At 73.0% G+C, this 26,881-nt stretch carries 30 protein-coding genes; 16 read left to right on the plus strand and 14 right to left on the minus strand.

All coding sequences use genetic code 11. From position 1 onward, the window contains the following. The first annotated feature begins 103 nt into the window (after positions 1 to 103). Positions 104 to 1,345 carry an MFS transporter gene (locus tag GPA10_RS23500; RefSeq protein WP_157167231.1) on the plus strand — a complete coding sequence of 414 codons (1,242 nt, stop codon included), beginning with the start codon at positions 104 to 106 and terminating at the stop codon, positions 1,343 to 1,345. A 55-nt stretch (positions 1,346 to 1,400) separates the two neighbouring features. Here the strand turns inward: GPA10_RS23500 and GPA10_RS23505 are convergent, their stop codons facing one another. Further along, positions 1,401 to 2,072, minus strand: coding sequence for an AIM24 family protein (locus GPA10_RS23505; protein WP_058851089.1), 672 nt, complete (start codon positions 2,070 to 2,072; stop codon positions 1,401 to 1,403). A gap of 313 nt (positions 2,073 to 2,385) precedes the next feature. Next, on the minus strand, positions 2,386 to 3,864 hold the full coding sequence (locus GPA10_RS43435) for an esterase (protein WP_343041256.1): 1,479 nt from the start codon (positions 3,862 to 3,864) through the stop codon (positions 2,386 to 2,388). 225 nt (positions 3,865 to 4,089) lie between these two features. Here GPA10_RS43435 and prcB point away from each other — a divergent pair, with 225 nt between their 5' ends. Beyond that, complete coding sequence (gene prcB / locus GPA10_RS23515) at positions 4,090 to 4,935, plus strand: proteasome subunit beta (RefSeq protein ID WP_058851091.1); 846 nt, start codon at positions 4,090 to 4,092, stop codon at positions 4,933 to 4,935. Positions 4,936 to 4,998: 63 nt separating this feature from the next. Here the strand turns inward: prcB and GPA10_RS23520 are convergent, their stop codons facing one another. Both GPA10_RS23520 and GPA10_RS23525 read right to left on the minus strand, forming a co-directional pair. Continuing rightward, positions 4,999 to 6,360: a CynX/NimT family MFS transporter gene (locus tag GPA10_RS23520; RefSeq protein ID WP_281364822.1), complete on the minus strand. Its 1,362-nt coding sequence runs from the start codon at positions 6,358 to 6,360 to the stop codon at positions 4,999 to 5,001. 64 nt (positions 6,361 to 6,424) lie between these two features. Then, the gene (locus GPA10_RS23525) at positions 6,425 to 7,126 is read right to left on the minus strand and encodes a FadR/GntR family transcriptional regulator (RefSeq protein ID WP_157167232.1); all 702 of its coding nucleotides are present in this window, start codon (positions 7,124 to 7,126) and stop codon (positions 6,425 to 6,427) included. A gap of 263 nt (positions 7,127 to 7,389) precedes the next feature. Here GPA10_RS23525 and GPA10_RS43770 point away from each other — a divergent pair, with 263 nt between their 5' ends. The 3 genes from GPA10_RS43770 to GPA10_RS23540 all read left to right on the plus strand — a co-directional run bounded on the left by GPA10_RS43770 (position 7,390) and on the right by GPA10_RS23540 (position 9,959). Next, a complete protein-coding gene (locus GPA10_RS43770) occupies positions 7,390 to 8,049 on the plus strand; it encodes a hypothetical protein (protein WP_157167233.1) in 660 nt (219 codons plus the stop codon). 204 nt (positions 8,050 to 8,253) lie between these two features. Then, on the plus strand, positions 8,254 to 8,994 hold the full coding sequence (locus GPA10_RS23535; protein WP_157167234.1) for a helix-turn-helix transcriptional regulator: 741 nt from the start codon (positions 8,254 to 8,256) through the stop codon (positions 8,992 to 8,994). Continuing rightward, positions 8,991 to 9,959, plus strand: coding sequence for a threo-3-hydroxy-L-aspartate ammonia-lyase (locus tag GPA10_RS23540; protein ID WP_157167235.1), 969 nt, complete (start codon positions 8,991 to 8,993; stop codon positions 9,957 to 9,959). The genes GPA10_RS23535 and GPA10_RS23540 overlap by 4 nt, the downstream gene beginning before the upstream one ends. Positions 9,960 to 9,988: 29 nt before the next feature. Here the strand turns inward: GPA10_RS23540 and GPA10_RS23545 are convergent, their stop codons facing one another. Both GPA10_RS23545 and GPA10_RS23550 read right to left on the minus strand, forming a co-directional pair. Further along, the gene (locus GPA10_RS23545; protein WP_157167236.1) at positions 9,989 to 10,666 is read right to left on the minus strand and encodes a histone deacetylase; all 678 of its coding nucleotides are present in this window, start codon (positions 10,664 to 10,666) and stop codon (positions 9,989 to 9,991) included. Positions 10,667 to 10,679: 13 nt separating this feature from the next. Further along, entirely contained in the window at positions 10,680 to 11,297 is a 618-nt protein-coding gene (locus tag GPA10_RS23550; RefSeq protein WP_157167237.1) for a TetR/AcrR family transcriptional regulator, read from the minus strand. Positions 11,298 to 11,507: 210 nt separating this feature from the next. Here GPA10_RS23550 and GPA10_RS23555 point away from each other — a divergent pair, with 210 nt between their 5' ends. After that, positions 11,508 to 11,753 (plus strand): DUF2630 family protein, encoded by a 246-nt coding sequence (locus GPA10_RS23555; protein WP_058851097.1) that lies wholly within the window; start codon positions 11,508 to 11,510, stop codon positions 11,751 to 11,753. Positions 11,754 to 12,065: 312 nt separating this feature from the next. Here GPA10_RS23555 and GPA10_RS23560 read toward each other — a convergent pair whose 3' ends face one another. The 5 genes from GPA10_RS23560 to GPA10_RS23580 all read right to left on the minus strand — a co-directional run bounded on the left by GPA10_RS23560 (position 12,066) and on the right by GPA10_RS23580 (position 15,846). Beyond that, the gene (locus tag GPA10_RS23560) at positions 12,066 to 12,776 is read right to left on the minus strand and encodes an HAD family hydrolase (RefSeq protein ID WP_157167238.1); all 711 of its coding nucleotides are present in this window, start codon (positions 12,774 to 12,776) and stop codon (positions 12,066 to 12,068) included. Between the two features lie 185 nt (positions 12,777 to 12,961). Next, the gene (locus GPA10_RS23565; RefSeq protein ID WP_058851099.1) at positions 12,962 to 13,672 is read right to left on the minus strand and encodes a phosphatase PAP2 family protein; all 711 of its coding nucleotides are present in this window, start codon (positions 13,670 to 13,672) and stop codon (positions 12,962 to 12,964) included. Between the two features lie 33 nt (positions 13,673 to 13,705). Beyond that, a complete protein-coding gene (locus GPA10_RS23570; RefSeq protein ID WP_157167239.1) occupies positions 13,706 to 14,641 on the minus strand; it encodes a M56 family metallopeptidase in 936 nt (311 codons plus the stop codon). 76 nt (positions 14,642 to 14,717) lie between these two features. Beyond that, on the minus strand, positions 14,718 to 15,341 hold the full coding sequence (locus GPA10_RS23575) for a DUF5134 domain-containing protein (protein ID WP_157167240.1): 624 nt from the start codon (positions 15,339 to 15,341) through the stop codon (positions 14,718 to 14,720). 118 nt (positions 15,342 to 15,459) lie between these two features. Beyond that, positions 15,460 to 15,846, minus strand: coding sequence for a VOC family protein (locus tag GPA10_RS23580; protein ID WP_157167241.1), 387 nt, complete (start codon positions 15,844 to 15,846; stop codon positions 15,460 to 15,462). A gap of 158 nt (positions 15,847 to 16,004) precedes the next feature. On the opposite strand from GPA10_RS23580, the gene GPA10_RS23585 reads away from it, so the two are divergent. Then, a complete protein-coding gene (locus tag GPA10_RS23585) occupies positions 16,005 to 16,580 on the plus strand; it encodes a GNAT family N-acetyltransferase (RefSeq protein ID WP_157167242.1) in 576 nt (191 codons plus the stop codon). 34 nt (positions 16,581 to 16,614) lie between these two features. Here the strand turns inward: GPA10_RS23585 and GPA10_RS23590 are convergent, their stop codons facing one another. Both GPA10_RS23590 and GPA10_RS43440 read right to left on the minus strand, forming a co-directional pair. Beyond that, positions 16,615 to 17,298, minus strand: coding sequence for a glycerophosphodiester phosphodiesterase (locus GPA10_RS23590; protein WP_157167243.1), 684 nt, complete (start codon positions 17,296 to 17,298; stop codon positions 16,615 to 16,617). Between the two features lie 76 nt (positions 17,299 to 17,374). Continuing rightward, the gene (locus GPA10_RS43440) at positions 17,375 to 17,500 is read right to left on the minus strand and encodes a hypothetical protein (protein ID WP_277819685.1); all 126 of its coding nucleotides are present in this window, start codon (positions 17,498 to 17,500) and stop codon (positions 17,375 to 17,377) included. Between the two features lie 312 nt (positions 17,501 to 17,812). Between GPA10_RS43440 and GPA10_RS23595 the strand changes: the two genes are divergently transcribed. From GPA10_RS23595 to GPA10_RS23615, 5 genes are all read left to right on the plus strand, one after another. Beyond that, positions 17,813 to 19,216 (plus strand): DUF6421 family protein, encoded by a 1,404-nt coding sequence (locus GPA10_RS23595; RefSeq protein ID WP_157167244.1) that lies wholly within the window; start codon positions 17,813 to 17,815, stop codon positions 19,214 to 19,216. A 26-nt stretch (positions 19,217 to 19,242) separates the two neighbouring features. After that, positions 19,243 to 19,983 carry an SDR family NAD(P)-dependent oxidoreductase gene (locus GPA10_RS23600; protein WP_157167245.1) on the plus strand — a complete coding sequence of 247 codons (741 nt, stop codon included), beginning with the start codon at positions 19,243 to 19,245 and terminating at the stop codon, positions 19,981 to 19,983. Then, entirely contained in the window at positions 19,980 to 21,050 is a 1,071-nt protein-coding gene (locus GPA10_RS23605) for a threonine aldolase family protein (RefSeq protein WP_058851107.1), read from the plus strand. Before GPA10_RS23600 ends, GPA10_RS23605 begins: the two co-directional genes overlap by 4 nt. Before the next feature lie 100 nt (positions 21,051 to 21,150). Then, positions 21,151 to 21,774 carry a transglutaminase domain-containing protein gene (locus GPA10_RS23610; RefSeq protein WP_157167246.1) on the plus strand — a complete coding sequence of 208 codons (624 nt, stop codon included), beginning with the start codon at positions 21,151 to 21,153 and terminating at the stop codon, positions 21,772 to 21,774. A gap of 50 nt (positions 21,775 to 21,824) precedes the next feature. Next, positions 21,825 to 22,514 (plus strand): B3/B4 domain-containing protein, encoded by a 690-nt coding sequence (locus tag GPA10_RS23615; protein WP_157167247.1) that lies wholly within the window; start codon positions 21,825 to 21,827, stop codon positions 22,512 to 22,514. Between the two features lie 88 nt (positions 22,515 to 22,602). Here GPA10_RS23615 and GPA10_RS23620 read toward each other — a convergent pair whose 3' ends face one another. Next, positions 22,603 to 23,334 carry a lysophospholipid acyltransferase family protein gene (locus tag GPA10_RS23620; RefSeq protein ID WP_058851110.1) on the minus strand — a complete coding sequence of 244 codons (732 nt, stop codon included), beginning with the start codon at positions 23,332 to 23,334 and terminating at the stop codon, positions 22,603 to 22,605. Positions 23,335 to 23,606: 272 nt separating this feature from the next. Between GPA10_RS23620 and GPA10_RS23625 the strand changes: the two genes are divergently transcribed. The 4 genes from GPA10_RS23625 (at position 23,607) to GPA10_RS23640 (ending at position 26,762) form a co-directional block, all read left to right on the plus strand. Beyond that, the gene (locus GPA10_RS23625) at positions 23,607 to 23,930 is read left to right on the plus strand and encodes a TlpA family protein disulfide reductase (protein ID WP_058851111.1); all 324 of its coding nucleotides are present in this window, start codon (positions 23,607 to 23,609) and stop codon (positions 23,928 to 23,930) included. A gap of 233 nt (positions 23,931 to 24,163) precedes the next feature. After that, the gene (locus GPA10_RS23630) at positions 24,164 to 24,670 is read left to right on the plus strand and encodes a flavin reductase family protein (protein ID WP_058851112.1); all 507 of its coding nucleotides are present in this window, start codon (positions 24,164 to 24,166) and stop codon (positions 24,668 to 24,670) included. Positions 24,671 to 24,901: 231 nt separating this feature from the next. Continuing rightward, on the plus strand, positions 24,902 to 25,699 hold the full coding sequence (locus tag GPA10_RS23635) for an electron transfer flavoprotein subunit beta/FixA family protein (protein WP_079086839.1): 798 nt from the start codon (positions 24,902 to 24,904) through the stop codon (positions 25,697 to 25,699). A 100-nt stretch (positions 25,700 to 25,799) separates the two neighbouring features. After that, complete coding sequence (locus tag GPA10_RS23640; protein WP_058851114.1) at positions 25,800 to 26,762, plus strand: electron transfer flavoprotein subunit alpha/FixB family protein; 963 nt, start codon at positions 25,800 to 25,802, stop codon at positions 26,760 to 26,762. Positions 26,763 to 26,881 lie beyond the last annotated feature (119 nt).

The raw sequence follows: 26,881 nt of genomic DNA on the forward strand, positions 1-26,881 counted from the left end.
CCCGCCCGGACCCGGAACCGGGCGTGATAGAAAATGGAACGATAGTCCCGGTAGTTGTGCGCACCGCTCCGGGCAGAAGCCGCTTCCAGCGACAGGACGACCGATGACCAACGCGTACCGCGAGATATTCGCCGCTCCCGGCGCCAAGGCGTTCAGTTCCGCGGGCCTCCTGGCCCGGCTTCCACTGCCCCTGACGCATATGGGCATCCTGACGATGCTGTCCGAGACGACCGGTGAGTACGCCCTCGCGGGCCTGGTCGCCGGGGCCTTCACCTTCTCCATGGCCTTCCTCGGCCCGCAGGTGTCCAAGGCCGTGGACCGGCGCGGCCAGAGCCGCGTCCTGCCGCTCGCCACCGGCGTCAGCCTGCTCGGGCTCGCCGCCCTGCTGATCTGCGCCACCACCGGCGCGCCGGACTGGACCCTGTTCCTCTGCGCGCTGGTGTCCGGACTCATGCCGAGCATGAGCGCGATGGTCCGCGCCCGCTGGACGGAGATCTACCGCGGCACACCGCGGCTCACCACCGCGTACTCCATGGAGTCGGTGGTCGACGAGCTGACCTACGTCATCGGCCCGGCGCTCGCCGTGGTGCTCTCCACGGCCCTGTTCCCCCAGGCCGCACCCCTGTTCGCGGGTCTGCTGCTGCTCGTGGGCGTCGCCCTGTTCGTACCGCAGAAGCGCACCGAGCCGCCCGTGAAGCCGCGGTCCGACGGCGCGGGCGGTGCCTCCGCGATCCGTTCGGCGCCGGTCCTGCTGCTCGCGCTCGTGCTGCTCTGCGGCGGTGCCGTCCCCGGCATGGTCGACACCATGGGTCTGGCCTTCGCCGCGGAGCAGGGCGACAAGTCCCTGGCGGGGCTGGTCTTCGCGGTCTACGCGATCGGCTCCGGCCTGGCCGGGCTGCTCTTCGGGGCCCGGCAGCCGGACGTGCCGCTGCCCCGGCTCCTGCTCGCCGGTGTCGGCGGCACCGCCCTGACCACGCTGCCGTTCCTGTTCGTCGACGGCGTCGCCGGGATGGTCGCGGCGGTGTTCCTCGCCGGTGTCTTCTTCGCCCCCACCATGGTGGTGATCATGGGCATCGTGGAGCGTGTCACGCCCGATTACCAGCTCACCGAGGCGATGACGTGGATGATCGCCGGGCTGCAGAGCGGCGTCGCGATCGGGGCGGCCGTCTCCGGCGTCGTCTACGACCGGTTCGGTGCCACCGCGGGAGTCTCCGTGGCCCTGGTGGCGGGCGCCACCGCCCTGCTGCTCACGCTGTGCGCCCTGCCGATGCTGCGGACCCGGCTGACGGCGTCGTCCGCGGGCGCGGTGTCGTCCGCGCACACGACGGCGCCCGCCGGCTGCTGAACGGCCGACGGGCGCGGGGCGGTCGAGGGCAAGCGGTGGCGGGTATCGGTCGGCGCTACTGGGGCTTGTGCGGCGTGGCCTCGCTAGGCCGGACCACCACCACGCCCTCGCCCTCCAGCTTCAGCTGCACCGCTTCCCCGGAACCGCCGCGGATCATCGAACCGATGGACTGCGAGCGGTGCAGCGAGGTCTGCAGGCTGGTCGTCCAGCCGACGATGGCGTCGGTGTCCACGAACACCGGGGCCTGCGGCGACACGGGGATCACGAGCGGCTCCCCCTCGCAGATGAGCCCGAGCCTGCCGCTGCCCGTGAACACGCTGTTGAAGAGCCCGCCGCCGGTGATGCCCGACCCCTTCACCGTCTTGATCTCGTACGACAGGGTGGCGTCGAAGCACAGGATGTTGCGGCCGTTGACGGTGAGGGAGTCGCCCGGCTCGATGTCGACGACGAAGCAGCTCTGCGCCTCGTGCGCGAACCACGCCTCGCCCTGGCCGCGCACCGCCATCAGCGGAAGGCCCTCCCCGGTCACGGCGCGCTTGAGCATCCCGCCGACGCCCTGGCCCTTGCGCTCGAACTGGAGGTTCCCTCGGTAGGCGACCATCGCGCCCTGCCGTGCCAGCATCTCGCCGTTGACGGCGTACCGGATGGACTTGGAGTTGTGCAGGCTCATGCCGGGGGCCGTCGCGGGCTGCGCCACGTGCTGCGTGGAGAAAAGGTCGCTCTTCATGCGGGCATCGTGCACCGCTGGGGGGCGGCTCGCCAAGTCTCCGGCGGAGTACGGCCACCGGACCGAGGTAGCGCCCGCGAGCGGCGGGGAGCGACCATCGGCCACGGCGGCCGCGACTTCGGCAGGAGCCCGGGATTCTCCTTGCCGCTCCTGCGGCGCCGTCGAAGTCGCCGGAGAAGACGACGGCCCCGGGCTCCGGTGCGGCGGCGGTCGCGGCGGTGGCACAGCAGGTAAGGGGGGCCGACGGCGTGGAGCGCTGTCGGCCCCCCTCACCTGCGCAGGCCGGGCCGCACTGCCCAAGGCCCACGGCCCGTCACTCGTCGACGGCCGCCCCGAACGCCGCGCCGCGCGCGGGCGCGCCCAGCGAACCGGCCCCGTACGTCCAGGACCCCGCGGCGGTGACCCCGCCTGACCCGGCCGAGAGCACCCACACCACGCCGTCGCCGCTGTTCTCACCGGGCGCCGCGGCGAGCAGCCCGAAGCGGCCGTCGCGGTTGGGGTCGGTCAGACGGACCTGGGCACCCCACTTGTCGCCCTTCTCCGCGGCACCGGGGATGTCGGCTGAGTTCTGGTCCCACGACCTGGCGCCGGTCGCGGTCGCACCGGCGGCCGAACCCCGCAGCACCCACACCGCGCCCGCGTCGGCGACCGTGCCGACGTCCTCGCCGGGAGCCCCGATCGCCACGTCCGCGTAGCCGTCCTTGTCCGTGTCGGCCACCGAGAGGTCGGCGCCCCAGCCGTCCCCGCGCTCGGCGGTGCCGGGCACGCCGGCGGAGTCCTGGGTCCACCACTTCACGTCCTGCGCGATGCCGTCGGCGGAGCCGTGACGGACGCCGACCAGGCCGCCGGTGAGCGTCTCGCCGCCGTCGTCGGGGGAGTGCGGCTCGCCCGTGACCAGGTCGTCGTAGCCGTCGCCGTTGATGTCGCCCGACGCGGCGGCGGGACCGCCGCGCAGGTCGCGTACCCAGGTGAGGGCCTCACCGCCCTTGAAGTACGACGACCAGCCGTGCCCTGGTTCCTCGCTGCCCACGGTCACACCGGAGACCACCAGGTCGGCGAAGCCGTCGTCGTCGTAGTCGCCGGTCGTCAGGGACGTGGGCCGGATGTTCCGCTGTTCGGCCCGCGCGGACTGGCCCTTGACGGCCAGCCGCTTGAGCGGGGCCGCGGCGCGCGCCTGCGGGACCGCGTCGTACACGAAGAGTTCGAGGCCGCCCGGGTCGAGGACGGCGAGCACGTCGCCCGGCGTCTCACTGGTGAGGCGCGCGGCGGTCAACGCGGAGCCGAACTTCTCGCCCGCGGCGGGTTCCTGGGTCTGGAGCCAGTCGCTCGCGGCGCCCTTGAGGCCCTGCTCGGAGCCCCAGAGGAGCGCGACGCCACCGGCGTCCGCCTTGTCGCCGAGGTCCTCGCCGGGGATGCCGACGATCGCGTCGTCGTAGCCGTCGGCGTCCAGGTCGCCGGTGGCGACGGCCGTCCCGAACCCGTCACCGGTCTCGGCGGCACCCGAGACCCCGGCCGTGGACTGGCTGAATCTGGCCACGTTGCTGGTGCCGATGCCCCTGGTGGAGCCGTACTGCACGGTGACGAGGCCGGCGCCCTTCTTGCCGCTCACCGTCGCGCCGGGCGCGCCGACCAGGACGTCCTCGTAACCGTCGCCGTTGAAGTCGCTGTTGCGGTCGTCGGCGTGCGTACCCCCGGGGGTGCCGGCGACGGCGGCGGGGGCGGCGGCGATGCCCGCTCCCGCAAGCAGAAGGAAGGAGGCCGCGGCGAGGGCGGCCGAACGGTTCTTGCGCACAAGTGACTCCTCGGCAGGAAAGGGGCCGGGCAGCACGGGGGTGAGTCCGGAAAGGGCCCGTTCCTCATCCGGTGCCCAGTTCGACCGCGACTGGTGCGGAAGGGTTGTACGGGAATTGACCACGGATTCACCACCGTGGCGTGCAACTCCCGCAGGAGGTTCAGCACTTGAGGGTGCGGGTAGGGTGCGCCTCAAGATCGGTCGGCATGCTCGGGAGGGGCGCGCATGAACAGCGAACCGCGGTGGACGGGCGGTCTCCCGCCCGCGTTCACGGCACCGGAGTCCTCGTCCTTCCTCGACTTCCTCGCCGCGCAGGCGCCGGACCTGCTGCCCGCCCGGCGCTCCCTGCCGGCGGCGCACGAGGGCTTCGAGGCGCCGCACGGCACCACCATCGTCGCGGCGACGTACGCGGACGGCGTCCTGGTGGCGGGCGACCGCCGGGTCACGATGGGCAACGTCATCGCGCACCGCGAGTACGACAAGGTCTTCCCCGCCGACGAGCACTCCGCGATCGCCATCGCGGGGACCGCGGGACTCGCCGTGGAGCTGGTCAAGCTCTTCCAACTGGAGCTGGAGCACCACGAGAAGATCGAGGGCACCCCCCTGTCCCTGGTCGGCAAGGCGAACCGCCTGACCACCATGGTCCGCGGCAATCTCGCCATGGCGATGCAGGGCCTCGCCGTCGTCCCGCTGTTCGCCGGGTACGACCTCGGCAAGGGCGTGGGCCGGATCTTCTCGTACGACGTCACCGGCGGCCGCAGCGAGGAGCACTCCGTCGCCGCCACCGGCTCCGGCTCGGTCTACGCCCGCGGCTCCCTGAAGAAGCTCTACCACCAGGGCATGTCGGAGCGGGACGTCGTGCTCGCGGCCGTCCAGGCGCTGTACGACGCCGCGGACGACGACTCGGCCACCGGCGGCCCCGACCTGACGCGCCGCCTCTTCCCGCGGGTGTCCCTGGTCACGGAGGAGGGCTACCGTCAGCTCACCCAGGACGAGGTCGCCGAGGTCGCCCGGTCCGTGGTGGACGCACGCCTGGAGGCACCGGACGGGCCGCGGGCACCGGTGCTGTAGGAGCGGCGGTGTCGCAGGGGCACCCGAGTCGCCCCACTCCGGTGCCCCTGCGCCCCGTACGGCTCAGGCGGCCCCGGGCCCGCCCGCCACATGCCGGTCGCGGGCCGCCCCGAAGCCGACCGCGATCTGCGGCACGAGCAGGACGAGCAGCACCACGACCGGCACCGTCCAGTTGTGGGAGGCGTCGTGCACGGCGCCCAGGACGGCGGGGCCCGTCGCGGCCAGGATGTAGCCGAAGCACTGGGCCATGCTGGACAGCTGGGCGACGTGCCGCGCGTCCGGCGCCCGCTGCACGATGAACAGCAGCGCGAGGCTGATGGCCGCCCCCTGGCCGAGCCCGAGCAGGCTCATCCAGACGTAGGCGCCGCCGACCGGGGCGGTCAGGAGCCCGGCGTACGCGACCGCGCAGAGCAGCGCGCCGAGGGCCGCGAGGGTGCCCGACCCCAGCCGCCTGCCGACGATCACCGGCGCCACGAACGACCCCGCGATGCCGAGCAGCGACGAGAAGGACAGCATCCAGCCGGCGTCGCCCGCGCTCATGCCTGCGTCCTGGAGCAGCGTCGGCAACCAGGCCGCCGCCGCGTAGTAGTTGAGCGACTGCAATCCCATGTACGCGGTCACCTGCCAGGCGAGCGGCGAGCGCCACAGGCCGCGGACCGGGTGTGCCGCCTGCCGGGCCACGGCCGCGGCGACCCGTGTGCCCGTGCGCAGCTGCGGCAGCCACACCACCAGGGCCACCAGGGCCAGCGCGCCCCAACAGGCCAGCGTCGTGCGCCAGTTCATGCCGGACGCCTGCTGCACCGGCAGCGTGACCCCCGCCGCGAGCGCGGCCCCGCCGAACAGCGACATGGAGTAGAGGCCCGTCATCAGCCCGGCCCGCGCGGGGAAGTCCCGCTTGATCAGGCCCGGAAGGAGCACATTGGCGACCGCTATGCCCGCGCCGATGACGACGGTGCCCGCGAACAGGGCGACGACCGGGTCCAGGGTGCGCAGCGCCGTGCCCGCGCCGATCAGGACCATGGTGGCGAGCAGCGCCCGCTCGGTGCCGAAGCGCCGCCCGAGGCGCGGTGCGACGGGCGCGAGCAGCCCGAAGCAGAGCAGCGGCAGCGCGGTCAGGAGGCTGGTGGCCGTGGCCGACATGCCGCTCTCGTCGCGGATGGTGTCCGCGAGCGGGGAGACCGCGACCAGGGCGGGCCGCAGATTGAGCGCGAGCAGGACGACGCCCGCGCCGAGCCACAGGGCGGCCCGGCCGGTGGCGCCCGGCGGGGATCCCGCCGGGTGGCCGGTGCCAGGGTGGCTGGTGCCCGGGTGGCTGGCGCCCGTGGGACCGGTCTCCGTGGGGCCGGTTCCCGTGGGGCCGGTTCCCGTGGGGCCGGTGTCCGCCTCCGCCGCGGTGGGCGTGGTGGCGGGCCCTTGGCTGCGCATGTCGTTCTCCTGGGTGTCGCGGGGGTGGTGCGGGGCCGGGCGCGACGGCGGGGCCGGGGGAGCCTCAGCCGGCCGGGGGCTGCTCGCGCAGCGCGGCCATGCCCTCGGCGAGATGGGCGAGCACCGCGGCCTCGGCGGCCGCGGCGTCCCGCGCCTCGATGGCGTCCACGATCGCGTCGTGCGCGTCGATCTGGTGCCGCACGGAGTCGGGTACGGGCGCGCCGATCACGGACTGCAGGGTGGCGCGCATGCCGTCGCTCAGATGCCCGTACAGCTCGGCGAGCACGGGGTTGTGGGCCGCCGCCGCGACGGTGCGGTGGAAGGCCATGTCGGCGTCGATGAAGGCGTCGGTGCCACCGCTCTCCCAGGCCGTGCGGCGCTCGGCGAGGGCGGTGCGCAGGGCGGCCAGGTCCTCCGGCGTGCGGCGCTCGGCGGCGTGCCGGGCCGCGTCGCGCTCCAGGGACGCGCGCACCTCGTACGCGTCGAGGACGTTCGCCCTGCGCAGCCGCCGCTGCACGGCCGCACCGAAGTCGCTGTCGGCCCGCACATAGGTGCCGTCGCCCTGACGCGGCTCCAGCATGCCGGTGTGCACCAGGGCGCGGACCGCCTCGCGCACGGTGTTGCGGCCCACGGCGAGCTGCTCCACGAGCAGCGGCTCCGCGGGGATCTTCGTGCCGACCTCCCACTCGCCGTCGGAGATCAGGCTCTCCATCTGCGCGATGACGAGGTCGACGAGGTTGGTCCGTGCGGTGCTGCGCAGCGGCATCGGGATGCTGCCTTTCTCTGGAGCGGCTCGCCGGAGCGGCAACAGACATGGGAACATCCCATGTTTCCGGATGTCAATCGACGGGCGGTCGGCGGCCCGCCGCCGGCCCGGCCGCGTCGTGTTGTGTCAGTGAAGTGATCTATGGGGCACCGTTACGTGATCTCGGGAAATCCGCAATGCCGGGCCAATAGGTTGATACAGCACTCGCCGGACGGCAGAGGGCATACCGCGAGTTCCGTACCGTGAAGGGGAAAATCGCCACCATGCGCCACACCACTCACCGCCGCAGCACCTTGCGTACCGCCACCGTCTCCGTCGTCGCCGGTGCCGCGCTCCTCGCCCCGGCCGCCGCCGCCCTCGCGAGCACCCCGGCCCCGCAGCGCGCCGCCGCCGCGCAGAGCGCCGCCCCCAAGCCCGTCAAGATCGACATCGGTGCCGGTGTCACCCTCTCGGTCAAGGACGGCAAGCCGTACTACAAGGGCAGGGCCCTCAAGCCCGGCCAGACCGTCGAGGACGGCATCTACCTGCACCTCAGCGCCGACGGCAAGCGCCTCTACTCCAAGACGCAGGGTGGCGGCACCCCGTACGCGATCTGGGACGCCAGGACCGGCAAGAGCCTCGGCACGCAGCGGACGAGCCCCACCGCCGCGAAGGCCGCGCTGACCGCCAAGCCGTCGGCGACCTCGGTGCGCGCCTGGCAGGAGCTGCGCATCACCGGCAAGGCCACCGGTATCAAGGCCGGCAGCAAGGTGTCCCTCCAGCAGAAGCAGCACGGCGCCTGGAAGACGCTGCCCGCGACGACCACCGTCAACAAGTCCGGCACGTACTCGCTGCGCGCGAAGCTCGGCCTCAAGGGCACGAACGAGCTCCGCATGAAGAGCGGGGTGACGCTGTCCCCGGTCTTCGCCGTGACCGTGCGCTGACCCCGGCCGCGCCGTTGACCCCGGCCGTGCGCTGACCCAGCGCCTCTCGCCGAGCAGGGCCCCTGGTTCTCCGGCCGCAGACCAACTCTGCGGCCGGAGAACCAGGGGCCCTGTGCCGTGCGCCGGGACACCGGGTCTGGACTTTCTGTCCAAGCCGTGTACTTTGTGTCCAGGATGGCTGGGCGGGAGTACGGGGGTGCACACATGGGTGACGTGAACAGCCGGGCCGGGGCCGGGGCGGGGGCCGAGCGGGACGCCGAGCGCGACGCGATCCTCGCCGCCGTGGCTCCCGTGGCCGACGGCATCGCCGCCACCTTCGGTTCGCTGTGCGAGGTGGTCGTGCACGACTACCGCCGCCCGGAGCAGTCCGTGGTGGCCGTCGCGGGAGCGGTCACCGGACGCGGCGTCGGCGGCGCGATGAGCGAGATCGGGATGGGGATGCTCGCGCGCGGCGACACGGCCGACGACGAGCTGAACTATCTGACCCGCACCCAGGACGGCAAGCTGGTCAAGTCGTCCACGATCCTCCTGCGCGACAGCTCCGGCGCGGTGTTCGGCGCGGTGTGTGTCAACCTCGACATCACGGCCGTGCAGCAGGTCGGCACCCTGATCGGAGAACTCGCGGGCGTGAGTGTTGTCCCCGCCGAGCTGCCGACCACCACCTTCGGGGCCGCCGCCGACGTCGTCGACGCCGTCGTGAACTCCGCCGTCGACGCCCACCAGCTCGAACACAGCCGCCCGTGGAGCGAGCTCGGGCGCGCCGAACGCGTCGCCCTGTTCCGCGGGCTCGACGAGCGCGGCGTCTTCGCCGTGCGGCGCGCGGTCCCCCAGGTCGCCGCCCGCCTCGGCATCTCCCGCGCGTCCGCGTACAGCTACCTCGCCAAAGCCCGCGCCCAGGACTTCGAAGCGGCCGGGCCCGACACCTCCCAGGGAGCACCCGCATGACGAGTACGCCTCCGGTCACCCTCGACGACGTCCGCGACGCCGCGGCCCGGCTCAAGGGCGTCGCCCACCGCACGCCCGTGCTCCGCTCCCGCACCCTGGACGCCCGCGTCGGCGCGGAGGTCTTCCTCAAGTGCGAGAACCTCCAGCGCGTCGGTGCCTTCAAGTTCCGCGGCGCCTACAACGCCGTCTCCCGGCTCGCCCCGGAGCAACTGGCCAAGGGCATCGCGTCGTTCTCCTCCGGCAACCACGCCCAGGCCGTCGCCCTCGCCGCCCGCGAGCTCGGCAGCAGCGCCGTCATCGTGATGCCCGAGGACACCCCGCGCTCCAAGCGCGAGGCCGCCGAGGGCTACGGCGCGGAGATCGTCACCTACGACCGCTACACCGGCGACCGCGTCGCCATCGGGGAGGCCCTGGCCGCAGAGCGCGGCCTCGCCCTCATCCCGCCGTACGAGCACCCGCACGTCATCGCGGGCCAGGGCACCGCCGCCCTCGAACTCCTGGAGGAGGTCGGGGATCTCGACCTGCTGCTCTCGCCGGTGGGCGGCGGCGGCCTGATCGCGGGCAGCGCCACCGCGGTGAAGGGGCTGAGCGCCGGCATCCGCGTGGTCGGCGTCGAGCCGGAGGCGGGCGACGACACCAAGCGGTCGCTCGCGGCCGGGCACCGCGTCACGATCCCCGTCCCGCGCACCATCGCCGACGGCCAGGCCGCCGAGACCCCGGGCGAGCTGACCTTCTCCATCAACCGGCGGCTCGTCGACGACGTCGTCCTCGTCTCGGACGACGACGTCCGCGACGCGATGCGGTTCGCCTTCGAACGGCTGAGGACCGTGGTCGAGCCGAGCGGCGCGACCGCCCTGGCCGCGGCCCTCACCGGGCGGCTCGACGACGTCCCGCCGCGCATCGGCGTCATCCTGTCCGGCGGCAACGTCGACGCCCGGCGCTTCGCCGAACTCTGCGGCGGCTGACGCCCGCGAGGCCCCGCCGCCCCGGCGGCTCACCCCGTCAGCAGCTCCGCCACCTGCCGCGGGGTCCACCTGCCCGCCGCCCCCGGGCACCCCGCGAGATAGGCGGTCACCGCGTCCTCGTCCCAGGCGGCGGCCTCCAGGAGGCCCTCGGCGAGCTGGCGGAGGTAGCCGCCCGCCGGGGCGTTCAGGGGGACGTCCCGCGACGACCACGGCGCGGTGAAGGTGAGCACCGGGAAGCCGTCCAGGACCCCGGGACACACCAGCGTCTCGTACCGGCCCGGTCCGAGCCGTGCCCGGCCGTGCCGCAGCGCCGGCGCGAGATCGGGGCCGGTGCCGGGGGGCCGGTACATCTCCTGGGCGGCGATGTCGCGGAACTGCTCCGCCGTCAGGAGGTGGGCGCGCGCGTACACCCGGCCGCGCGCGCCCGGGTCGTAGAAGGCCCGGCCGCCGGTCCACAGCGCCGACTCCGTCGCGAAGTACAGCGCTCCGCGCAGCTCCACGGGCACGGACCTGCGCGGCGGACGCGGATCCCGGCAGCCGGGACAGTCCAGGGCCGCCCCGGCGGGCCGCCCGCCCTCCAGGTAGTGCAGGAGACGCCCGAGGCGCGTGTTGGAGCCGTAGGCGGCGTACCAGACGAGCTCCGGCACCTCGGCGTCGTCCGACGGTGTTCCCGGCCGCCGTTCCTGGATCGTCCGCACGCGGTTCATCCGCACCCCACGCCTAGGCCGGGCCCTCGGGCGGCTCCGCGCTCGGCGGGACACCGCGTCTCCACTCCAGTTCGTAGCGCTGGAACAGCTCGGCGCGCAGGACGTCGAAGGGCATCGGCGCGCCAGGGATGAGCAGGGCGAAGACCGCGCCCATGAGCAGCGCCCGCAGCATGCGGTAGTCCGTCTCCGACTCCGGGGAGCCGTGCCGGGACACCGACTCGCGCAGCAGGAACGCGAGCCGCTGCTGCTCCGGGCACTGCACGAAACCCTCGGCCTGGAGGATGCCCGCCATGTGTGTGCGCATCAGCATCGGCCGGTCGCGGGCGAGGCCGAGGATCGCGTCGATGGCGCGGGCGAGCAGTTCGTCCCCGTCCTCCGTGCGGGGCTCGCGCTCCAGGGCCTCCTGGAGCGTCAGATGCATCAGGCGGTGCACGGCCGACTGGAGGAGCTGCCGCTTTCCCGGGAAGTAGTACGACACCAGGCCACGGGCGGAGCCCGCCCGGTCCGCGATGTCCGCCAGGGTCGTGGTCTCGTAACCCCGCTCGCCGACCAGCTCGACCGTCGCCTGGAGGAGCCGCTCTCTGGAACGTCGGCGCAACTCTTCATTGACCGATGGGCTACGCGGGGACATCCTGTAACTCCTGCGTTGACTGGCTCACAGCCAATATACTCAGGGAGACCCGGCCCCGCCGTCATGGGCCGGTGCCGCCTCGGGGCAGGCAACACCGCGGGGGAGTGTTGCCTGCCCTCGGGTCGGCGTGGACGTGGGCCTCAGGGCTCTCCTCGCGGATCCGGCTCGGCCTCCTTAGAGTTGCTGCGGGGGCCGAGGAGGCGCTTGGACATGGATCAACAGCAGATTCTGGCGCGGATCACGGAGATGGTCGACGCCGAGAGGACCCTGCGGGAGTCGCTCGCGTCCGGAGCGATCGACGAGGCGACGGAGCGGTCCCGCCTCGGCGTCCTGGAACGCGAACTCGACCAGTGCTGGGACCTGCTGCGCAGGCGGCGGGCCGTGGCCGAGTCCGGCGGCGACCCCGACACCGTGCGGGCACGGCCGGCGGCACAGGTCGAGAACTACCAGTCGTAGGCGGCGTACACCGACGGTCGCGTGCCGCAGGAGGGTGCCGCCGCGGATGCGGCAGCGCTTCGGGGCGCGCTCGTGCCGCGCGGCCGGCCTTCCATCCAGCCGCCTCTCGCGGCTGCGGTGGGTTGCCGGGCTGTCCGGTGGCTGCGTGCGCTGCCGGATCGCCTCGTGGCTGCGGTGGCTTGTCGGGTCGCCCCATGACTGTGGCGGGTTGTCGGGCTGCTGTCGGGCCGCTCCGTGGCTGTGCGGTGCGCTCCCGGGCTGTCCTGTGGCTGCGATGGGCTGTCGGGCTGCCTCGTGCCCGCGGTGGAGTCCTCAGGCCGCGCCGGTCCCTCCGGCGAGCCCGAGCACGGTCCGCAGTGCGTCCGGCCGCCGGTCCACCGGTAGGTGGTCCACGAAGTGCACCGCGCAGCCGAGGGCTGCCGCCCCGCCGTCCGCGCGCCGGTCGTCCCCCACCATCAGCGTGTCCTGCGGCGCGACCCCGATGCCGTCGCAGGCGAGCGCGAAGAGCCGCGCGTCCGGCTTCTGCAGGGCGTGCTCGTACGACAGGACGTACGCGTCGACGTACGGCGCCAGGCCGTGGGCGTCGAAGACCGGCCGCAGATCCCAGCCGATGTTGCTGACGACGCCCACGCGCACCCCGAGCGCCCGCAGCCCGTGCAGGACCTCCGCCGCGTCGGCGTAGGGACGCCAGGCCTCCGGCGTCCGGTGGCGCTCGTACAGGGCATCGGCCAGGGCGGGACACGGCAGTGGCACCGTCCGGGTGAGGCCCGTGTAGGCCGCCCGGTGCAACTCCGCGCTCTCGTCCCGGCGCCCCCACAGCTCCAGAAGATGGTCCGGTACGTCGACCGTCGGCGACCCGCCGGGGAGCGCCCCCGCACGGTCGAGTGCCACCGCGAGCCGCGCCACCTCGTCCTCCGGCAGCGCCAGGCCGCTCCCGGCGAGCGTGCCGCGCAACCAGGACGCCGTGGACTCGATGCGGAACAACGTTCCCGAGAAGTCGAAGAGCACGCCCTTGAACGCCATGACGGCGATCCTCCGGGACCGGCCCGACGCGGGTCAACCCGACGCGGGCCGACCCGACGCGGGCTGACCTCGACGAGGGCTGACCCCGACAAGGGGCGACCCGACGGGGATCAATGCGGCGGGGGATCAGAGAGGCGGGCGCGGCGGGCGCGGCGGGCGCGCGGCGGGGATCGGCCCGACGGGGATCAGTCCGCCGCGGGTCGATCGGTCCCGCGGCGCCCCGGACGGCGCTCCTCGGGCACCTGGCGCTCGTACGCCGCCACGGCGAGGGCCACCGCGAGTGCCCCGAGCAGCCACCCCTCGACGACGTCCGACATCCAGTGCACCCCGAGCCACACCCGGGTGAGCCCCACACCGACCACGGAAAGCACCGCCACCGCGAGACTCCCGCGCCACAGCAGAGCCCCCACCCCGTGCAGCCGCATCAGCCACAGCAGCAGCCCGCACACCACGGTCGCCGTCATCGCGTGCCCCGAGGGGAACGCCGCGAAGTGCGCGGAGTCCACCGGGTCCGGCCACTTCGGCCGGTCCCGCCCGACGGCCGCCTTCATCCCCTGCTGCACCAGCGTGCCCATCAGGCAGGTGGCCGCCAGCCAGCCCGCGAGCAGCCATGCCCGGTGCCGTGCCACCAGCCAGAGCACGACGGCGGTGCACAGGGCGCGCATCGTCCAGGGGTCCCACACCCAGTCCGTGAGGATGCGGGCCGTCCTGGTGGCTCCGTCGTGCGCCACCGCCCAGCGGTGCGTGGTCCGGGCGATGTCGCCGTCCAGGCCGAGCAGCGGCCCCCACTCGGCGGCCACCAGGACGAGCAGCAGCACGGTCGGTACGGCGAGGAACAGGGCGGCCCGGGAGGCGGCCCGGGTGCGTGTGGTCGTCGGCAGCGGTGCGGAACGCATGCCGTGATCCTTGCCGATCCAGGGCGGTGAAACCTAACCGAGCACGCGCAACGCCGGGACGAAGGCCACGAGGAGGGGTACGACCGGCACCAGCGCGGCGGCGGCCGTCAGCCGGAGGCGCCGGCCGGCGGTGAGCCGCGGGCGGGCCGCGAGCAGCCGGTGCACGCGCTGCGGCACATGGGCGTGATGGGTGCTCTGGCCGGGTCCGAACACCCCCCGGTGCTCGTTCAGCTCCACGAGTGCCAGGGCGATGGTGAGGCGCCCGAAGCGGCGCGAGGCCACGTCGTCGGCGGCCAGTTCGACGAGGCGGTGCATCTCGTCGCGGAACGCGGCGAACACCGGCACCTGCGGGAAGCCCGCCGCGAGCGCGCCCGAGCAGTGCAGCAGCCAGTCGTGCCTGGCCTGCGCGTGGCCCTGCTCGTGAGCGAGCACCGCATCGAGCTGACGGCCCTTCAGGCGGCGCAACGCGGCGGTGGTGATGACCAGTTGGGGCGCCGCGCCGGGCAGCCACCAGGCGTCGGGCCGCTCGCCCTCCAGGACCACGAGCCGGTCGGCGCCCGGCTCCTCGCCGGGCAACAGCGGGGCCCGCACGACGAGTTCGGCGCGGCGCCGGGCTCGCCGGGCCTTCGCGCGGGCGATCTCGCGGGTGAGCATCGCGGCGGTCCACACACCGCCGCAGGCAAGCACCACGGCCGTCACCGACGCCCACGGGGTGGGGCCGAGCGCGTACGCCTCGACCACGCCGTGGGGGGCGGGCGCGAACAGATGACCGCGGACGGCCTGCCAGGCGGCGGCAGCGCTGAACGTCATCGACAGGGCGCAGCACAGCAGGACGGCGGCCACCACGCACTGCCACACCCACAGCGCGACCACCGGTTCGCGCTCGACCCACTCCGCCCGCGCGAGCAGTCTGGGGGCGAGAACGGCGGTCAGCGCGCCGAGCAGCAACAGCGCGACGGGGACCATCATGGGTCAACCCTATGAGGGGCGCGGGTCGCGGCGGTACGGTCAGCCACCGCAAGTGACGTACGCCACGGCGGAGCCCTCAGAGCGCGAGCAGCATCGCCAGCATCCCCATGCTCATCGCGAGGCGGCACACCAGGACCAGCTCCGGCCGGTCGGCCCAGCCGCCGACCGACTCCAGCGGCGGTCGGCGGTGGCCCGGCGTCCCGAGGTCCGGCGCACCGGTGCCCGGGGCCCCGCCCACCGGTGCGAGCCGCGCCCCGGACAGGAGCACGTGCCCGGCGAAGTACAGCAGCAGCGCGCCCGTCACCGCGGGGACCCCGGCACCGCCGTGCCCGGCCGCGTGCCCGCCGGGGGCCGTGACCATCGCCGCCGACATGTACACCATCGCCAGCGCGCCCACGGCGTGATGCAGATGGCGCGGGCTGCGCGCGCGGCGCAGGTGCCGGGGACCGCGCCCGGCCGGCCACGCCGTCCGCAGCCCGGCCGCCGCGAACACCGCCGCATAGCCGAGCCACACCTCCCGCGGCGGGTCGAGCACGGCCGCGGGCAGCGCCATCACCGCCATACCGAACCCCATCAGCGCCTCGCCCCCGGCGGTGCGCCGCTGCTCCTCGGCGCCGCTGCGCATGCGCAGCAGGCAGTACGCGCCGCTCCCCGCGCAGAGCGCCACGAGCAGCCAGCTCGCCGACCCCGGTCCGTGCATGGGGCACCTCCCCGATCGCGGGCATGCCGTCGTGAGGGTCGATGCCCGGCCGCGGGGCGGCGTACGGGAGCGCACGGGGGTACGGCGGGAGCGCGAACGGGCGCTGGCGGCTCCTGGCTCAGGGCCGGTAGCGCAGCGGATGGTCCTCGGGGATCTCCACCACCGCGATCCGGGTGCCGTCGGGGTCCGCGATCCACATCTCGACCAGGCCCCAGGGCTCCTGGACCGGCGGGCGGAGGATGTCGACGCCGCGCGCCGCAAGCTCCTCGTGGGCGGCCCGCACGTCGGCCACCTGGAGCCACAGCCGCACCGCGGGCGACGCGGGCTGCTCGGCGCGGCCGGAGACCTCCAGGAAGCCGCCGCCGAGGAAGTAGACCGTGCCGCGCTCGGGCCCGGTGCCGAACTCGCGGTACACGGCGAGGCCGAGGTCGCCGCCGTAGAACGCGCGGGACCGCTCGGGGTCGGTGGGGCGGAGCAGGATCCTGCTGCTGAGTACGTGCACCATCGGACAGACCTTAGTCCCGCGTTACCCTCAGCCTGGGTGTGGTGGTGCGCGGGGTGGGGCGGGAGGTGCGCCGCCGTGGGCGCCGCCCGCCGCACGGACACCCGCCGCAGCCGGGGCCCGGCAGCCGCCGCGGCACCGGAGATCGGAGACACGCCCCCATGCATACCGCCCCCCGCCCGAGCACCCACGGCGACCTGAGCTTCCGTGACGCCACCGAGGCCGACGTCGACGAACTGGTCGCGCTGATCGAGTCGGCGTACCGCGGGGACGACAGCAGGGCCGGGTGGACGACCGAGGCGGACATCCTCGAAGGGCAGCGCACCGATCCCGAGGGCGTCGCCGCCGTCATCACGTCGCCGGACAGCAAGCTGCTCGCCGTACGGCGCGCGGGCCGCATAGTCGCCTGCTGCCAGCTGGAACACCGGGGCGAGCACGCCTACTTCGGGATGTTCGCCGTCAGCCCGGCGCTCCAGGGCGCCGGCCTCGGCAAGGTCATCATGGCGGAGGCGGAGCGGACCGCGCACGAGGCGTGGGGCGTGCGCGAGATGCACATGACGGTGATCTCCGTGCGCGAGGAGCTCATCGCCTGGTACGTGCGGCGCGGCTACCGCCGTACGGGAGAGATGTCCCCCTTCCCGTACGGCGACGAGCGCTTCGGCGTCCCGCAGCGCGACGACCTCCAGTTCGAGCTCCTGGTCAAGGAGATCGGGCTCCGGGCCGAGGAGGTCGGCTGACCGCCGTGCCCGCGGCGCGGTCCGCCCGCCGGTCTCAGGCGGTGAAGCGGCCCGTGCGTTTGATCTCCGGATAGTCCGTCGTCGCGCCGTCCAGCTGGAGTGCGCGCACGAGCCGCAGGTCGTCCTGGGTGTTCACGACCCAGCCGATGATCCGCAGACCGGCCTTGCGCGCGTGCTCCACGATCTCCGGCGTCAGGCGCCGGATGTTCAGTACGAGCGTGCCTGCGCCGACCGCCGCGGCGCGCTCCACGACGTCCGTGCCGTACCGGCTGGCGACGAGCGCGGTCCGTACGCCGGGGACGAGCCTGGCGATCTCGGCGATCGCCTCGTCGTGGAAGGAGAGCACCTCGACGCGGCCGGTCAGATCGCGCTCGTTCATGATCTCGGCGAGCGCCCGCGCGGCCGCCACGTCCTTGATCTCGGCCTGCAACGGCGCCGTGACGGCGTCGAGGACCTCCTCGAAGACGGGGACGCGCTCGCCGTCGCCCGCGTCGAGGTCGCGCAGCTCGGCCAGCGTCTTGTCGGCGATGGCGCCTTCGCCGTCGGTGGTGCGGCTCACATCGGCGTCGTGCATGACGACGAGGGCGCCGTCCTTGCTCAGGTGCAGGTCGAGTTCGAGGATGTCGAGGCCCGCGGCCTGCGCGGCGACGAACGAACGCAGGGTGTTCTCGGGCTCGACACCCATGACACCGCGATGACCGATGGTGACGAAGTTCAAGGTTCACTCGCTTCCGTCGACGGCGGCTCGGATGCCCGTGGTGCGGCGGCTCACGACCACGCGGCAAGCCCGCAGCCTAATGGCCCGCCTCCGCGATGGGACCGTCCCTGCGCGACGGAGTGGAGTCGTCCGGTCTGGTGCCGACGATGCCCAGGACGAGACCGGTGATGAGGGCGGCGACTAGGACGGCGCGGGTGCTCAAGGGTTCGCGGCCCCTCTCGGGCGGAGCGGTCGGACCCGGCCCGTCCTACCGCCGCGGCACCGGTGATCGCGAGCCGCCTCACCCTTGGGTGGGCGCGTCGGCACGGAGTTGACGCGGCCGGATTCCGAGGCCGATTCCCCGCGCACTTACCGGGAAACAGTGGCGGAAGCGAGTGCTGCGGCCGTGAGGGGCAGGAAAAACAGCGGTGGATCTGGGGGTGGGGCAGGATAATTTCCCGGATCTCCTCTTGTGGCCGAGAACCTCGCACACATACGGTGTCCATACGCGAGGTTCTCCCGTGGAGGATGGGTCATGACGGAAATTCTTGTGCAGACGGCGGCGAAGGGCGTGGGTGACCACGTCGACGGACGAGTGGTGGACCACCCGGCCTGGCCGGAACTCAAGAGTGCCGTGGAGGACGTCAGGCCCTGGCAGTCCAAGGACGGTTCGATCGACTTCGAGGCCGAGGGCGCCCCGACGCGCGCCACCGCCGAGCGGGCGGTCGGCCGGATGATCTCCGCGGTGCTGGCGCTCGCCCCACTGCTCCCGCACGACGCGGCGTACCACGAGGCGCTGACGGCCGACCTGCGCCGCTGGGCGGACGACGGCTTCCGGGTGCCGGACTTCCTGGACTCGCTGCTCGCCTTCCAGCCCGCGGCCCGCCGCGAGGACGGACTTCAGCACCTCGTGCTGTTCCCGATGTACACGCAGAACGGCAACCCCGACCGCAACTTCGAGGCGGTCGTGCTGCGCATGGTGTGGCCCGAGTGGCTCGCCGAGCTGGAGCGCACGCGCTACGACAACCCGCTGTTCTGCGGCATCACCTTCGAGGACTTCACCGCCGGGTACGACACGAACTCGGCCGTCCTCTTCCCCGAGACGATCGCGGTGCGCGAGGCCCCCGAGCGCTTCACCTGGGGCGGCATCTTCTGCGACCGCGAGGCGGCCCGCTTCCGCCGCGTCACCGAGGCCGCCGTGGACATCCTCGGCGTCTCGCTGCCCGCCGACGTCCGCGCGATGCTGGCGGACCAGGATCGCTGCCAGGAGGCCTTCGTCCTGTGGGACATGGTCCACGACCGCACCCACAGCCACGGCGACCTGCCCTTCGACCCCTTCATGATCAAGCAGCGGCAGCCGTTCTGGATGTACGGCCTTGAGGAGCTGCGCTGCGACCTCACGGCGTTCAAGGAGGCCGTGAAGCTGGAGTCCGACGGCGTGACGCAGGCCCGCGACGTGCAGTACGCGGTGCTCTTCGACCGGATGTTCCGCTTCCCGGTCACGGGTGAGCGCGTGCGCAACTACGACGGTCTCGGCGGTCAGTTGCTCTTCGCGTACCTGCACAAGCACGATGTCGTCCGCTGGACCGACAACGAGCTGAGGATCGACTGGGAGCGCGCGCCGCAGGTCACCAACCAGCTGTGCGCCGAGATAGAGAAGCTCTACCGCGACGGCATCGACCGCCCGAAGCTGGTCCACTGGCTCGCCGGGTACGAACTGGTCTCGACCTATCTCTCCCCGCACCCCGGATCCCGCTGGGCCAAGGGCCCCGACGCACTGGACACCTCGCTGCCGCCGCGGAAACTGGTCGACGAGGTGCTTCCGGACGAGTTTCCGCTCAGCATGTTCTATGAGGCGCTCTCCAAGAAGCTGAAGGCCGTGATCGCCTCCACCAAGGGGATCACCGCGGGCTCGGGAGTCGAGCAGGTCGCCGCGTGAGCGGCCGCACCAAGGAGGCGAGGACCATGTCCGCACTTGACGGAGCCGTGGTCGCGGTCGCCGGCGCAGCCGGCCCCGCGGGGCGTGCGACGCTGCTCAGGCTGGCGGAGGCCGGCGCGACCGTGGTGGCGTCCGACGCCGACGCCGCCCGGCTCGCGGAGGCCGTGGACGCGGCCCGGTACGCGCACGGCGGCGCCACCGTCACCGGTGACACCGTCGACCTGCTCGACCTGGACGCGGCCCGCGCCTGGGCCGACCGCACCGAGAAGGAGTTCGGCCGGATCGACGGCCTGGTGCACCTCGTGGGCGGCTGGCGCGGCAGCGCCTCCTTCGCCGAGACCGACCTCGGCGACTGGGACGTCCTGGAGGACCTCCTCGTCCGCACCGTGCAGCACACCTCGCTCGCCTTCCAGGGCGGCCTCCAGCGCAGCGACCGCGGCCGGTACCTGCTGATCAGCGCCGCGGGCGCGTCCAAGCCGACCGCGGGCAACGCGGCGTACGCGGCGGCCAAGGCCGCGGCGGAGGCCTGGACGCTCGCCCTCGGGGACGCCTTCCGCAAGGCCGGGGGCGACGAGGGGCCGCGCGCCGCGGCTGCCATCCTGGTGGTGAAGGCGCTGGTGCACGACGCGATGCGGGCGGAGCGGCCGAGCGCGAAGTTCGCGGGCTTCACCGACGTCAAGGAGCTGGCCGAGGCCATCACCGGAGTCTGGGAGCGGCCCGCCCAGGAAGTGAACGGAAACCGTCTGTGGCTGACCGAGAAGCCGTGAATCCGCCGAGGACCGACGCACGCCGCCACCACGACCCGGCGACCCGCGGCTTCGCCAGCGACAACTACGCGGGCGCGCACCCGGAGGTCCTCGCCGCGCTCGCCGTCGCCAACGGCGGCCACCAGATCGCCTATGGCGAGGACGACTACACTGCGCACCTCCAGCAGGTGATCCGCGGGCACTTCGGCGCGGGCGCGGAGGCCTTCCCGGTCTTCAACGGCACCGGCGCCAACGTCGTCGCCCTCCAGTCGGTCACCGACCGCTGGGGTGCGGTGATCTGCGCGGAGAGCGCGCACATCAACGTCGACGAGGGCGGCGCGCCGGAGAAGGTCGCGGGCATCAAGCTGCTCACCGTGCCGACGCCCGACGGCAAGCTCACCCCCGAGCTGATCGACCGGCAGGCGTTCGGCTGGGAGGACGAGCACCGCGCGATGCCGCAGGTCGTCTCGCTCGCCCAGAACACCGAACTCGGCACCCTCTACACCCCGGACGAGATCCGCGCCATCGTCGAACACGCCCACGGCCTCGGCATGCTGGTGCACCTCGACGGCGCGCGGATAGCCAACGCCGCCGCGTCCCTGGACGTCCCGATGCGGACGTTCACGAACGCGGTCGGCGTCGACATCCTCTCGCTCGGCGGGACGAAGAACGGCGCGCTGTTCGGCGAGGCCGTGGTCGTCCTGAACCACGACGCGGTGCGCCACATGAAGCACCTGCGCAAGCTGTCCATGCAGCTGGCCTCCAAGATGCGGTTCGTCTCGGTGCAGCTGGAGGCGCTGCTCGCCAAGGACCTGTGGCTGCGCAACGCCCGGCACGCCAACGAGATGGCCCAGCGCCTCGCCGAGGGCGTCCGCGCGGTGCACGGCGTGGAGATCCTCTACCCGGTCCAGGCCAACGCCGTCTTCGCGCGCCTGCCGCACGACGCCGCCGAGCGGCTCCAGAAGCGCTTCCGCTTCTACTTCTGGGACGAGGCGGCCGGCGACGTCCGCTGGATGTGCGCGTTCGACACCACCGAGGACGACGTGGACGCCTTCGTGGCGGCGCTGAAGGAAGAGATGGCGCGCTGACACCGTCCGCGGTCAACTGCCATCCGCGATGACGCATAGGTATGCGGCCGATCGAAAAGTCATTGACTGCTGATCGGCCGCATTCCTATGCTCGCCGCCCATGGAGCTGATCCAGCACACCCCGGACCTCTCGGCGTACCTCGCCGCGGACGAGGCCATCGACCACACCCACCCCTTGGTGCGGGACACGGCGGCCCGCCTGTCCGCGGACGCCCCCGACGCCCACGCCTACGCCCGCGCCGCCTTCGAGTTCGTCCGCGACACGATCCCGCACTCCGCGGACGCCGGTGACATGCGGGTCACCTGGCGCGCCTCCGACGTCCTCGCGCAGCGCACCGGCATCTGCCACGCCAAGGCCCACGCCCTCGCGGCGCTGCTGCGCGCCGAGCGCATCCCCACGGCGCTGTGCTACCAGCGCCTGACGCACGACGACGGCAGCGGCTTCGTCCTGCACGGCCTCGTCGCCGTGCGTCTCGACGACGCCTGGCACCGGCAGGACTGCCGCGGCAACAAGGCGGGCGTGGACGCGCAGTTCTCCCTGACCGGTGAGCGCCTCGCGTTCCCCGTCGACGCGGCGGCCGGAGAGGTCGACCACCCGACGCTGTTCGCCGCGCCCCACCCCGTGGTCCTGGACGCCCTCATGCGGGCCCCGGACCGGCCGTACCTGTGGAAGACGCTGCCCGACGAGCTGCCCGGGCAGGAAAAGTTCAGTGAGGTGCACTGAGTGGTGCCCTATGCTGTACTTCCGTCGACTTCCGCGAACCTAGGCAGACCATGACGCTCACCCTGACCGTGTCCGACGAGGTGCGCACGCTCGCGCCCGGCTTCTCCCATGTCGCGATCGAGGCGTACGACCTCGTCAACGGCCCCAGCACGGACGGCACGTCGGCGCTGCTCGACGACGCGGCTCGCCGCCTCGCCGCCCGCCTCGACGGGCGCGCCCCGCACGAGGACCCGCACATGGCCGCCTGGCGCGCCGCGTACACGGCCTTCGGCGCCAAGCCCTCGCGCACCCGCAACTCCGCGGAGGCGCTGGCCAAGCGGGCGCTCGCGGACGGGGGGCTGCCGCGGATCAACGCCCTCGTCGACGTCTACAACGCGGTCAGCGTCGCCCGGCTCGTCCCCGTCGGCGGTGAGGACCTGGACCTCGTCGAGGGCGGCATGCGGCTCGTGCGCGCGAGCGGCGACGAGGACTTCGTGACCGCGGCGGCGGGGGAGCGGACCGTCGAGCACCCCGAACCCGGTGAGGTCGTCTGGTGCGACGAGCGGGGCGTCACGTGCCGCCGCTGGAACTGGCGGCAGGGACCCCGCACCCGGCTCACCGAGGAGAGCGTGAACGCGATCTTCCTGCTCGAGGGCATGGGCCCGGACGCGGGCCTTCAGGCGGCGGGCGCCGAACTCGCCGAGCTGCTCGCGAAGGTCAGCCCCGGGGCACGGATCACCGTGCACGCGCCCCTCGGCTGAGCCGTGGCCTGGGGCCCCCTGAGCCGCATCCGGATCTCCGTGAGCCGGATCCGCGTCCCCGTGCGCCGGGTCCGGGCTCCCGGGTGGCTCAGCCGGCCGCCTCGGCCGCCCGGACCTCGGCGGGCGTCGGGGCCGTGCCGCCGAGGTGGGCCGGCATCCACCAGGTGTCGTCCGTGCCCTTCGGGCGTACGGGGTAGGCGCGCTGCGCGGCCTCCAGGAGCTCCTGGCAGCGCTCGCGCAGCCGCCGGGTGATCGCGCCCGCGTACTGGTCCTTGGGCGCCTCGATGCCCTCGCCGACGCGGATCGTGATCGGGATGTGCTGCCGCTTGAAGTTGCGCGGGTGCCCCTTGGTCCACAGCCGCTGCGTGCCCCACAGCGCCATCGGGATCAGCGGGACGCCCGCTTCCTGGGCGAGGCGCGCGGCGCCCGACTTGAAGGACTTCAGCGTGAACGACTGCGAGATCGTCGCCTCGGGGAAGACTCCGACGATCTCGCCGGAGCGCAGCGACTCCAGGGCGTGGGCGTAGGCCGTCTCACCCTGCTTGCGATCCACCGGGATGTGCTTCATGCCCCGCATCAGCGGGCCCGAGATCTTGTGGCGGAACACCGACTCCTTGGCCATGAAGCGCACCAGGCGCTTCTGGGGCAGCGCGGCGAGGCCGTCGAAGATGAAGTCCAGGTAGCTGATGTGATTGCTGACCAGGACCGCCCCGCCCGCACGCGGAATGTTCTCGGAGCCCTTGCAGTCGATCTTCAGGTCCAGGGCCTTGAAGAAGGTTTTGGCGGCGCCGACGACCGGTCGGTAGACGAGTTCTGCCATGGGTGGGGAGGGCCCTTCGTCTCTGCCAGAGGAGCGGCCTTTGGCACAAAGCTAAGTTACGGATCCGTAGGGTCTACGGCTCCGCCAGATCGTGCCCCAAGAACGAGCGGCAGGCCAGCGGTGGTGCCCGTATCTCAGGAGATTCTCGTCACGTCGGAATCTTTCCGCGGGTGCGGGTGCTCCAAGTAAAGACGTATGCGGTGCCCCGGGGCCAGGGGCGGGTCGACGCTCCCCGCCGGGGAGCGGCAGGAGGGGCGAAAGGTGGCAGGGGCGTGACAGCAGCGCACGGGGAACGGCTCGGAGCGGGTGAACTCGGGGCGGAGCTGGGCGCGAAGGCCACCCTCGTGCAGTTCTCCAGCGCCTTCTGCCAGCCGTGCCGGGCCACGCGGCGGGTCCTCGCGGACGTCGCCGCCATGGTGCCCGGCGTGGCGCACGTGGAGATCGACGCGGAGGGCGCCCTCGACCTCGTCCGCGCGCTGCGCGTCGACAGCACACCGACGGTCCTCGTGCTCGACGCCGACGGTCGCGTCGTGCGCCGCGCGGCGGGACAGCCCCGCAAGGCGGACGTGATCGCGGCACTGGGGGCGGCGGTTTGAACCGGACCCCGGTGGTGACACGTGCCCCTGTGCACACTCACGTGACGGATCTTTCACATCCCGGTACGCACTTGACTGCACATGCCATCTGTCGTCAGCCTGCTGACATGCCCCCGGAGCTCCTTCTCTTCGAGCGTGTCCACGTGGACCTCGCGCGCCATGCCAGCGCGCGCTGTTGTCGGCGCTGAGCAGCCACGGACCCGCTCGTACCTCCTGCAGAAGGACACAACTCCATGACGGCCACGCCCGATCTCTCCACCCACAGGCTCGCAGGACCGGAGCTGCTGCGCTCCGTCTTCCGGCAGCACGCGGCCGGAGTCGCCGTGATCACCGCCCGGGGCCAGGACCCCGTCGGCTTCACCGCCACCTCGCTCACGTCGGTCTCCGCCGAGCCGCCGATGATCTCGTTCGGCATCGGCACCGGCGCCTCCAGCTGGCCTGCGGTGTCCCGGGCCGAACACGTCGGCGTGCACCTCCTCGGCGAACACCAGCAGGACCTCGCCGCCACCTTCGCGCGCAGCGGCGCCGACCGCTTCGGCGCGCCCACGCGCTGGTTCGAGGGGCCGCACGGCGTGCCCGTGCTCGACGGCGTGCTCGCCTGGCTGGTGTGCCGGATCGTGGCGCGGGTGCCCGCGGGCGACCACCGGGTGGTGCTCGCCGAGGCCGTCGTCGGGGACCCCGCGGGGGCGGGCCGCCCGCTCCTCTACCACCAGGGGCGTTTCAACGCGCTGCGCGACTGAGGCGTGCCCGGTGACGGGTGGTGCGCACGGTTACGGAGCGTTGCGAAGGTCACAGTTCAAAGCGCTTGCTCAGCGGGAACATACTGGGTGTACTCATGAGTAATATTCCGGTGGGGGCGGCGGCCGCCCCGACCGGGATCCGCCGCTTGAGGCGCATATGCTGCCTGCAGGAAGGCAGTAGCCGTTGCCAAGGCAGCAGCCCAGTAATGACGATGCAGTAGGAGAGCCGGCGTGAGCTTGAGGATCGTTGTCTGTGTGAAGTACGTGCCCGACGCCACCGGCGACCGGCACTTCGCCGAGGACCTGACCGTCGACCGCGACGACGTGGACGGCCTGCTCTCGGAGCTCGACGAGTACGCGGTCGAGCAGGCCCTGCAGATCAAGGAGGCGGCGGACGACGACGCCGAGATCACGGTCCTCACCGTCGGTCCCGAGGACGCCAAGGACGCGCTGCGCAAGGCCCTTTCGATGGGTGCCGACAAGGCCGTCCACGTCGAGGACGACGACCTGCACGGCACGGACGTCATGGGAACCTCGCTGGTGCTCGCCAAGGCCGTCGAGGAGACCGGCTACGACCTCGTCATCGCCGGCATGGCCTCCACGGACGGCACCATGGGCGTGCTGCCCGCGATCCTCGCCGAGCGTCTGGGCGTTCCGCAGGTGACGCTGCTCTCCGAGGTGTCCGTCGAGGGCGGCGCGGGCGGCGTGGTCAAGGGCCGCCGCGACGGCGACACCGCCTCGGAGCAGCTGGAGGCGTCCCTGCCGGCCGTCGTGTCCGTGACGGACCAGTCGGGCGAGGCCCGCTACCCGTCCTTCAAGGGCATCATGGCCGCCAAGAAGAAGCCGGTGCAGTCGCTCGACCTGGACGACCTGGACATCGACGCCGAGACCGTCGGCCTCGAAGGCGCCTGGACCAAGGTCGAGTCCGCCACCGAGCGCCCCGCGCGCACCGCGGGCACGATCGTCAAGGACGAGGGCGAGGGCGGCAAGCAGCTCGCGGCCTACCTCGCGGAGCAGAAGTTCATCTAGACGCTGCCCCGCGGGCCAGAAGTTCATCCGAGCTTCGGTCACCCGACCCCATCCCGCTCGTCACTGGCGATCTTTCGTACCCGCAGGAGATTGAAGTCCCATGGCTGAAGTTCTCGTCTACGTCGACCACGTCGACGGCGCCGTCCGCAAGCCCACCCTGGAGCTGCTGACGCTGGCCCGCCGCATCGGCGAGCCCGTCGCCGTCGCCCTCGGCGCCGGCGCCGAGGCCACCGCCGCCACGCTCGCCGAGCACGGCGCGGTCAAGGTCCTCACCGCCGACGCCCCCGAGTTCGCCGACTACCTGGTCGTACCGAAGGTGGACGCACTGCAGGCCGCGCACGCCGCCGTGTCCCCGGCCGCGGTGCTCGTGCCCTCGTCCGCCGAGGGCAAGGAGATCGCGGCGCGCCTCGCGGTCCGCATCGAGTCCGGCATCATCACCGACGCCGTCGACCTGGAGGCCGGTGACGAGGGTCCGGTGGCGACGCAGTCCGTGTTCGCGGCCGCGTACACCACCAAGTCCCGGATCAGCAAGGGCACCCCGGTCATCACCGTGAAGCCCAACTCGGCCCCGGTCGAGGCCGCCCCCGCCGCGGGCGCGGTCGAGGCCCTGTCCGTGTCGTTCTCGGAGCAGGCCACCGGCACCAAGGTCACCTCGCGCACCCCGCGCGAGTCGACCGGACGCCCGGAGCTGACCGAGGCCGCGATCGTGGTCTCCGGCGGCCGCGGTGTCAACGGCGCCGAGAACTTCGCGATCATCGAGGCGCTCGCCGACTCGCTCGGTGCCGCCGTCGGCGCCTCCCGCGCCGCGGTCGACGCCGGCTGGTACCCGCACTCCAACCAGGTCGGCCAGACCGGCAAGTCCGTGTCGCCGCAGCTGTACGTCGCCTCCGGCATCTCCGGCGCGATCCAGCACCGCGCCGGCATGCAGACCTCGAAGACCATCGTGGCCGTCAACAAGGACGCCGAGGCCCCGATCTTCGACCTGGTCGACTACGGCGTGGTCGGCGACCTCTTCGAGGTCGTCCCGCAGCTCACCGAAGAGGTCAAGTCCCGCAAGGGCTGACCCCTGCGGCCCCCGCCCCCGCTGCCGCCGCGTGCGGTGGCGGGGGCGCGTGCGTTCACGGCGTGCGGGCGTGTGCGTTCACAGCGGCGGGCCGCCCGCGTTCACAGCGGCGGGCCGCC

Origin of the sequence: Streptomyces typhae, from assembly GCF_009755605.1 — a bacterium.
GTDB lineage: Bacteria > Actinomycetota > Actinomycetes > Streptomycetales > Streptomycetaceae > Streptomyces > Streptomyces typhae.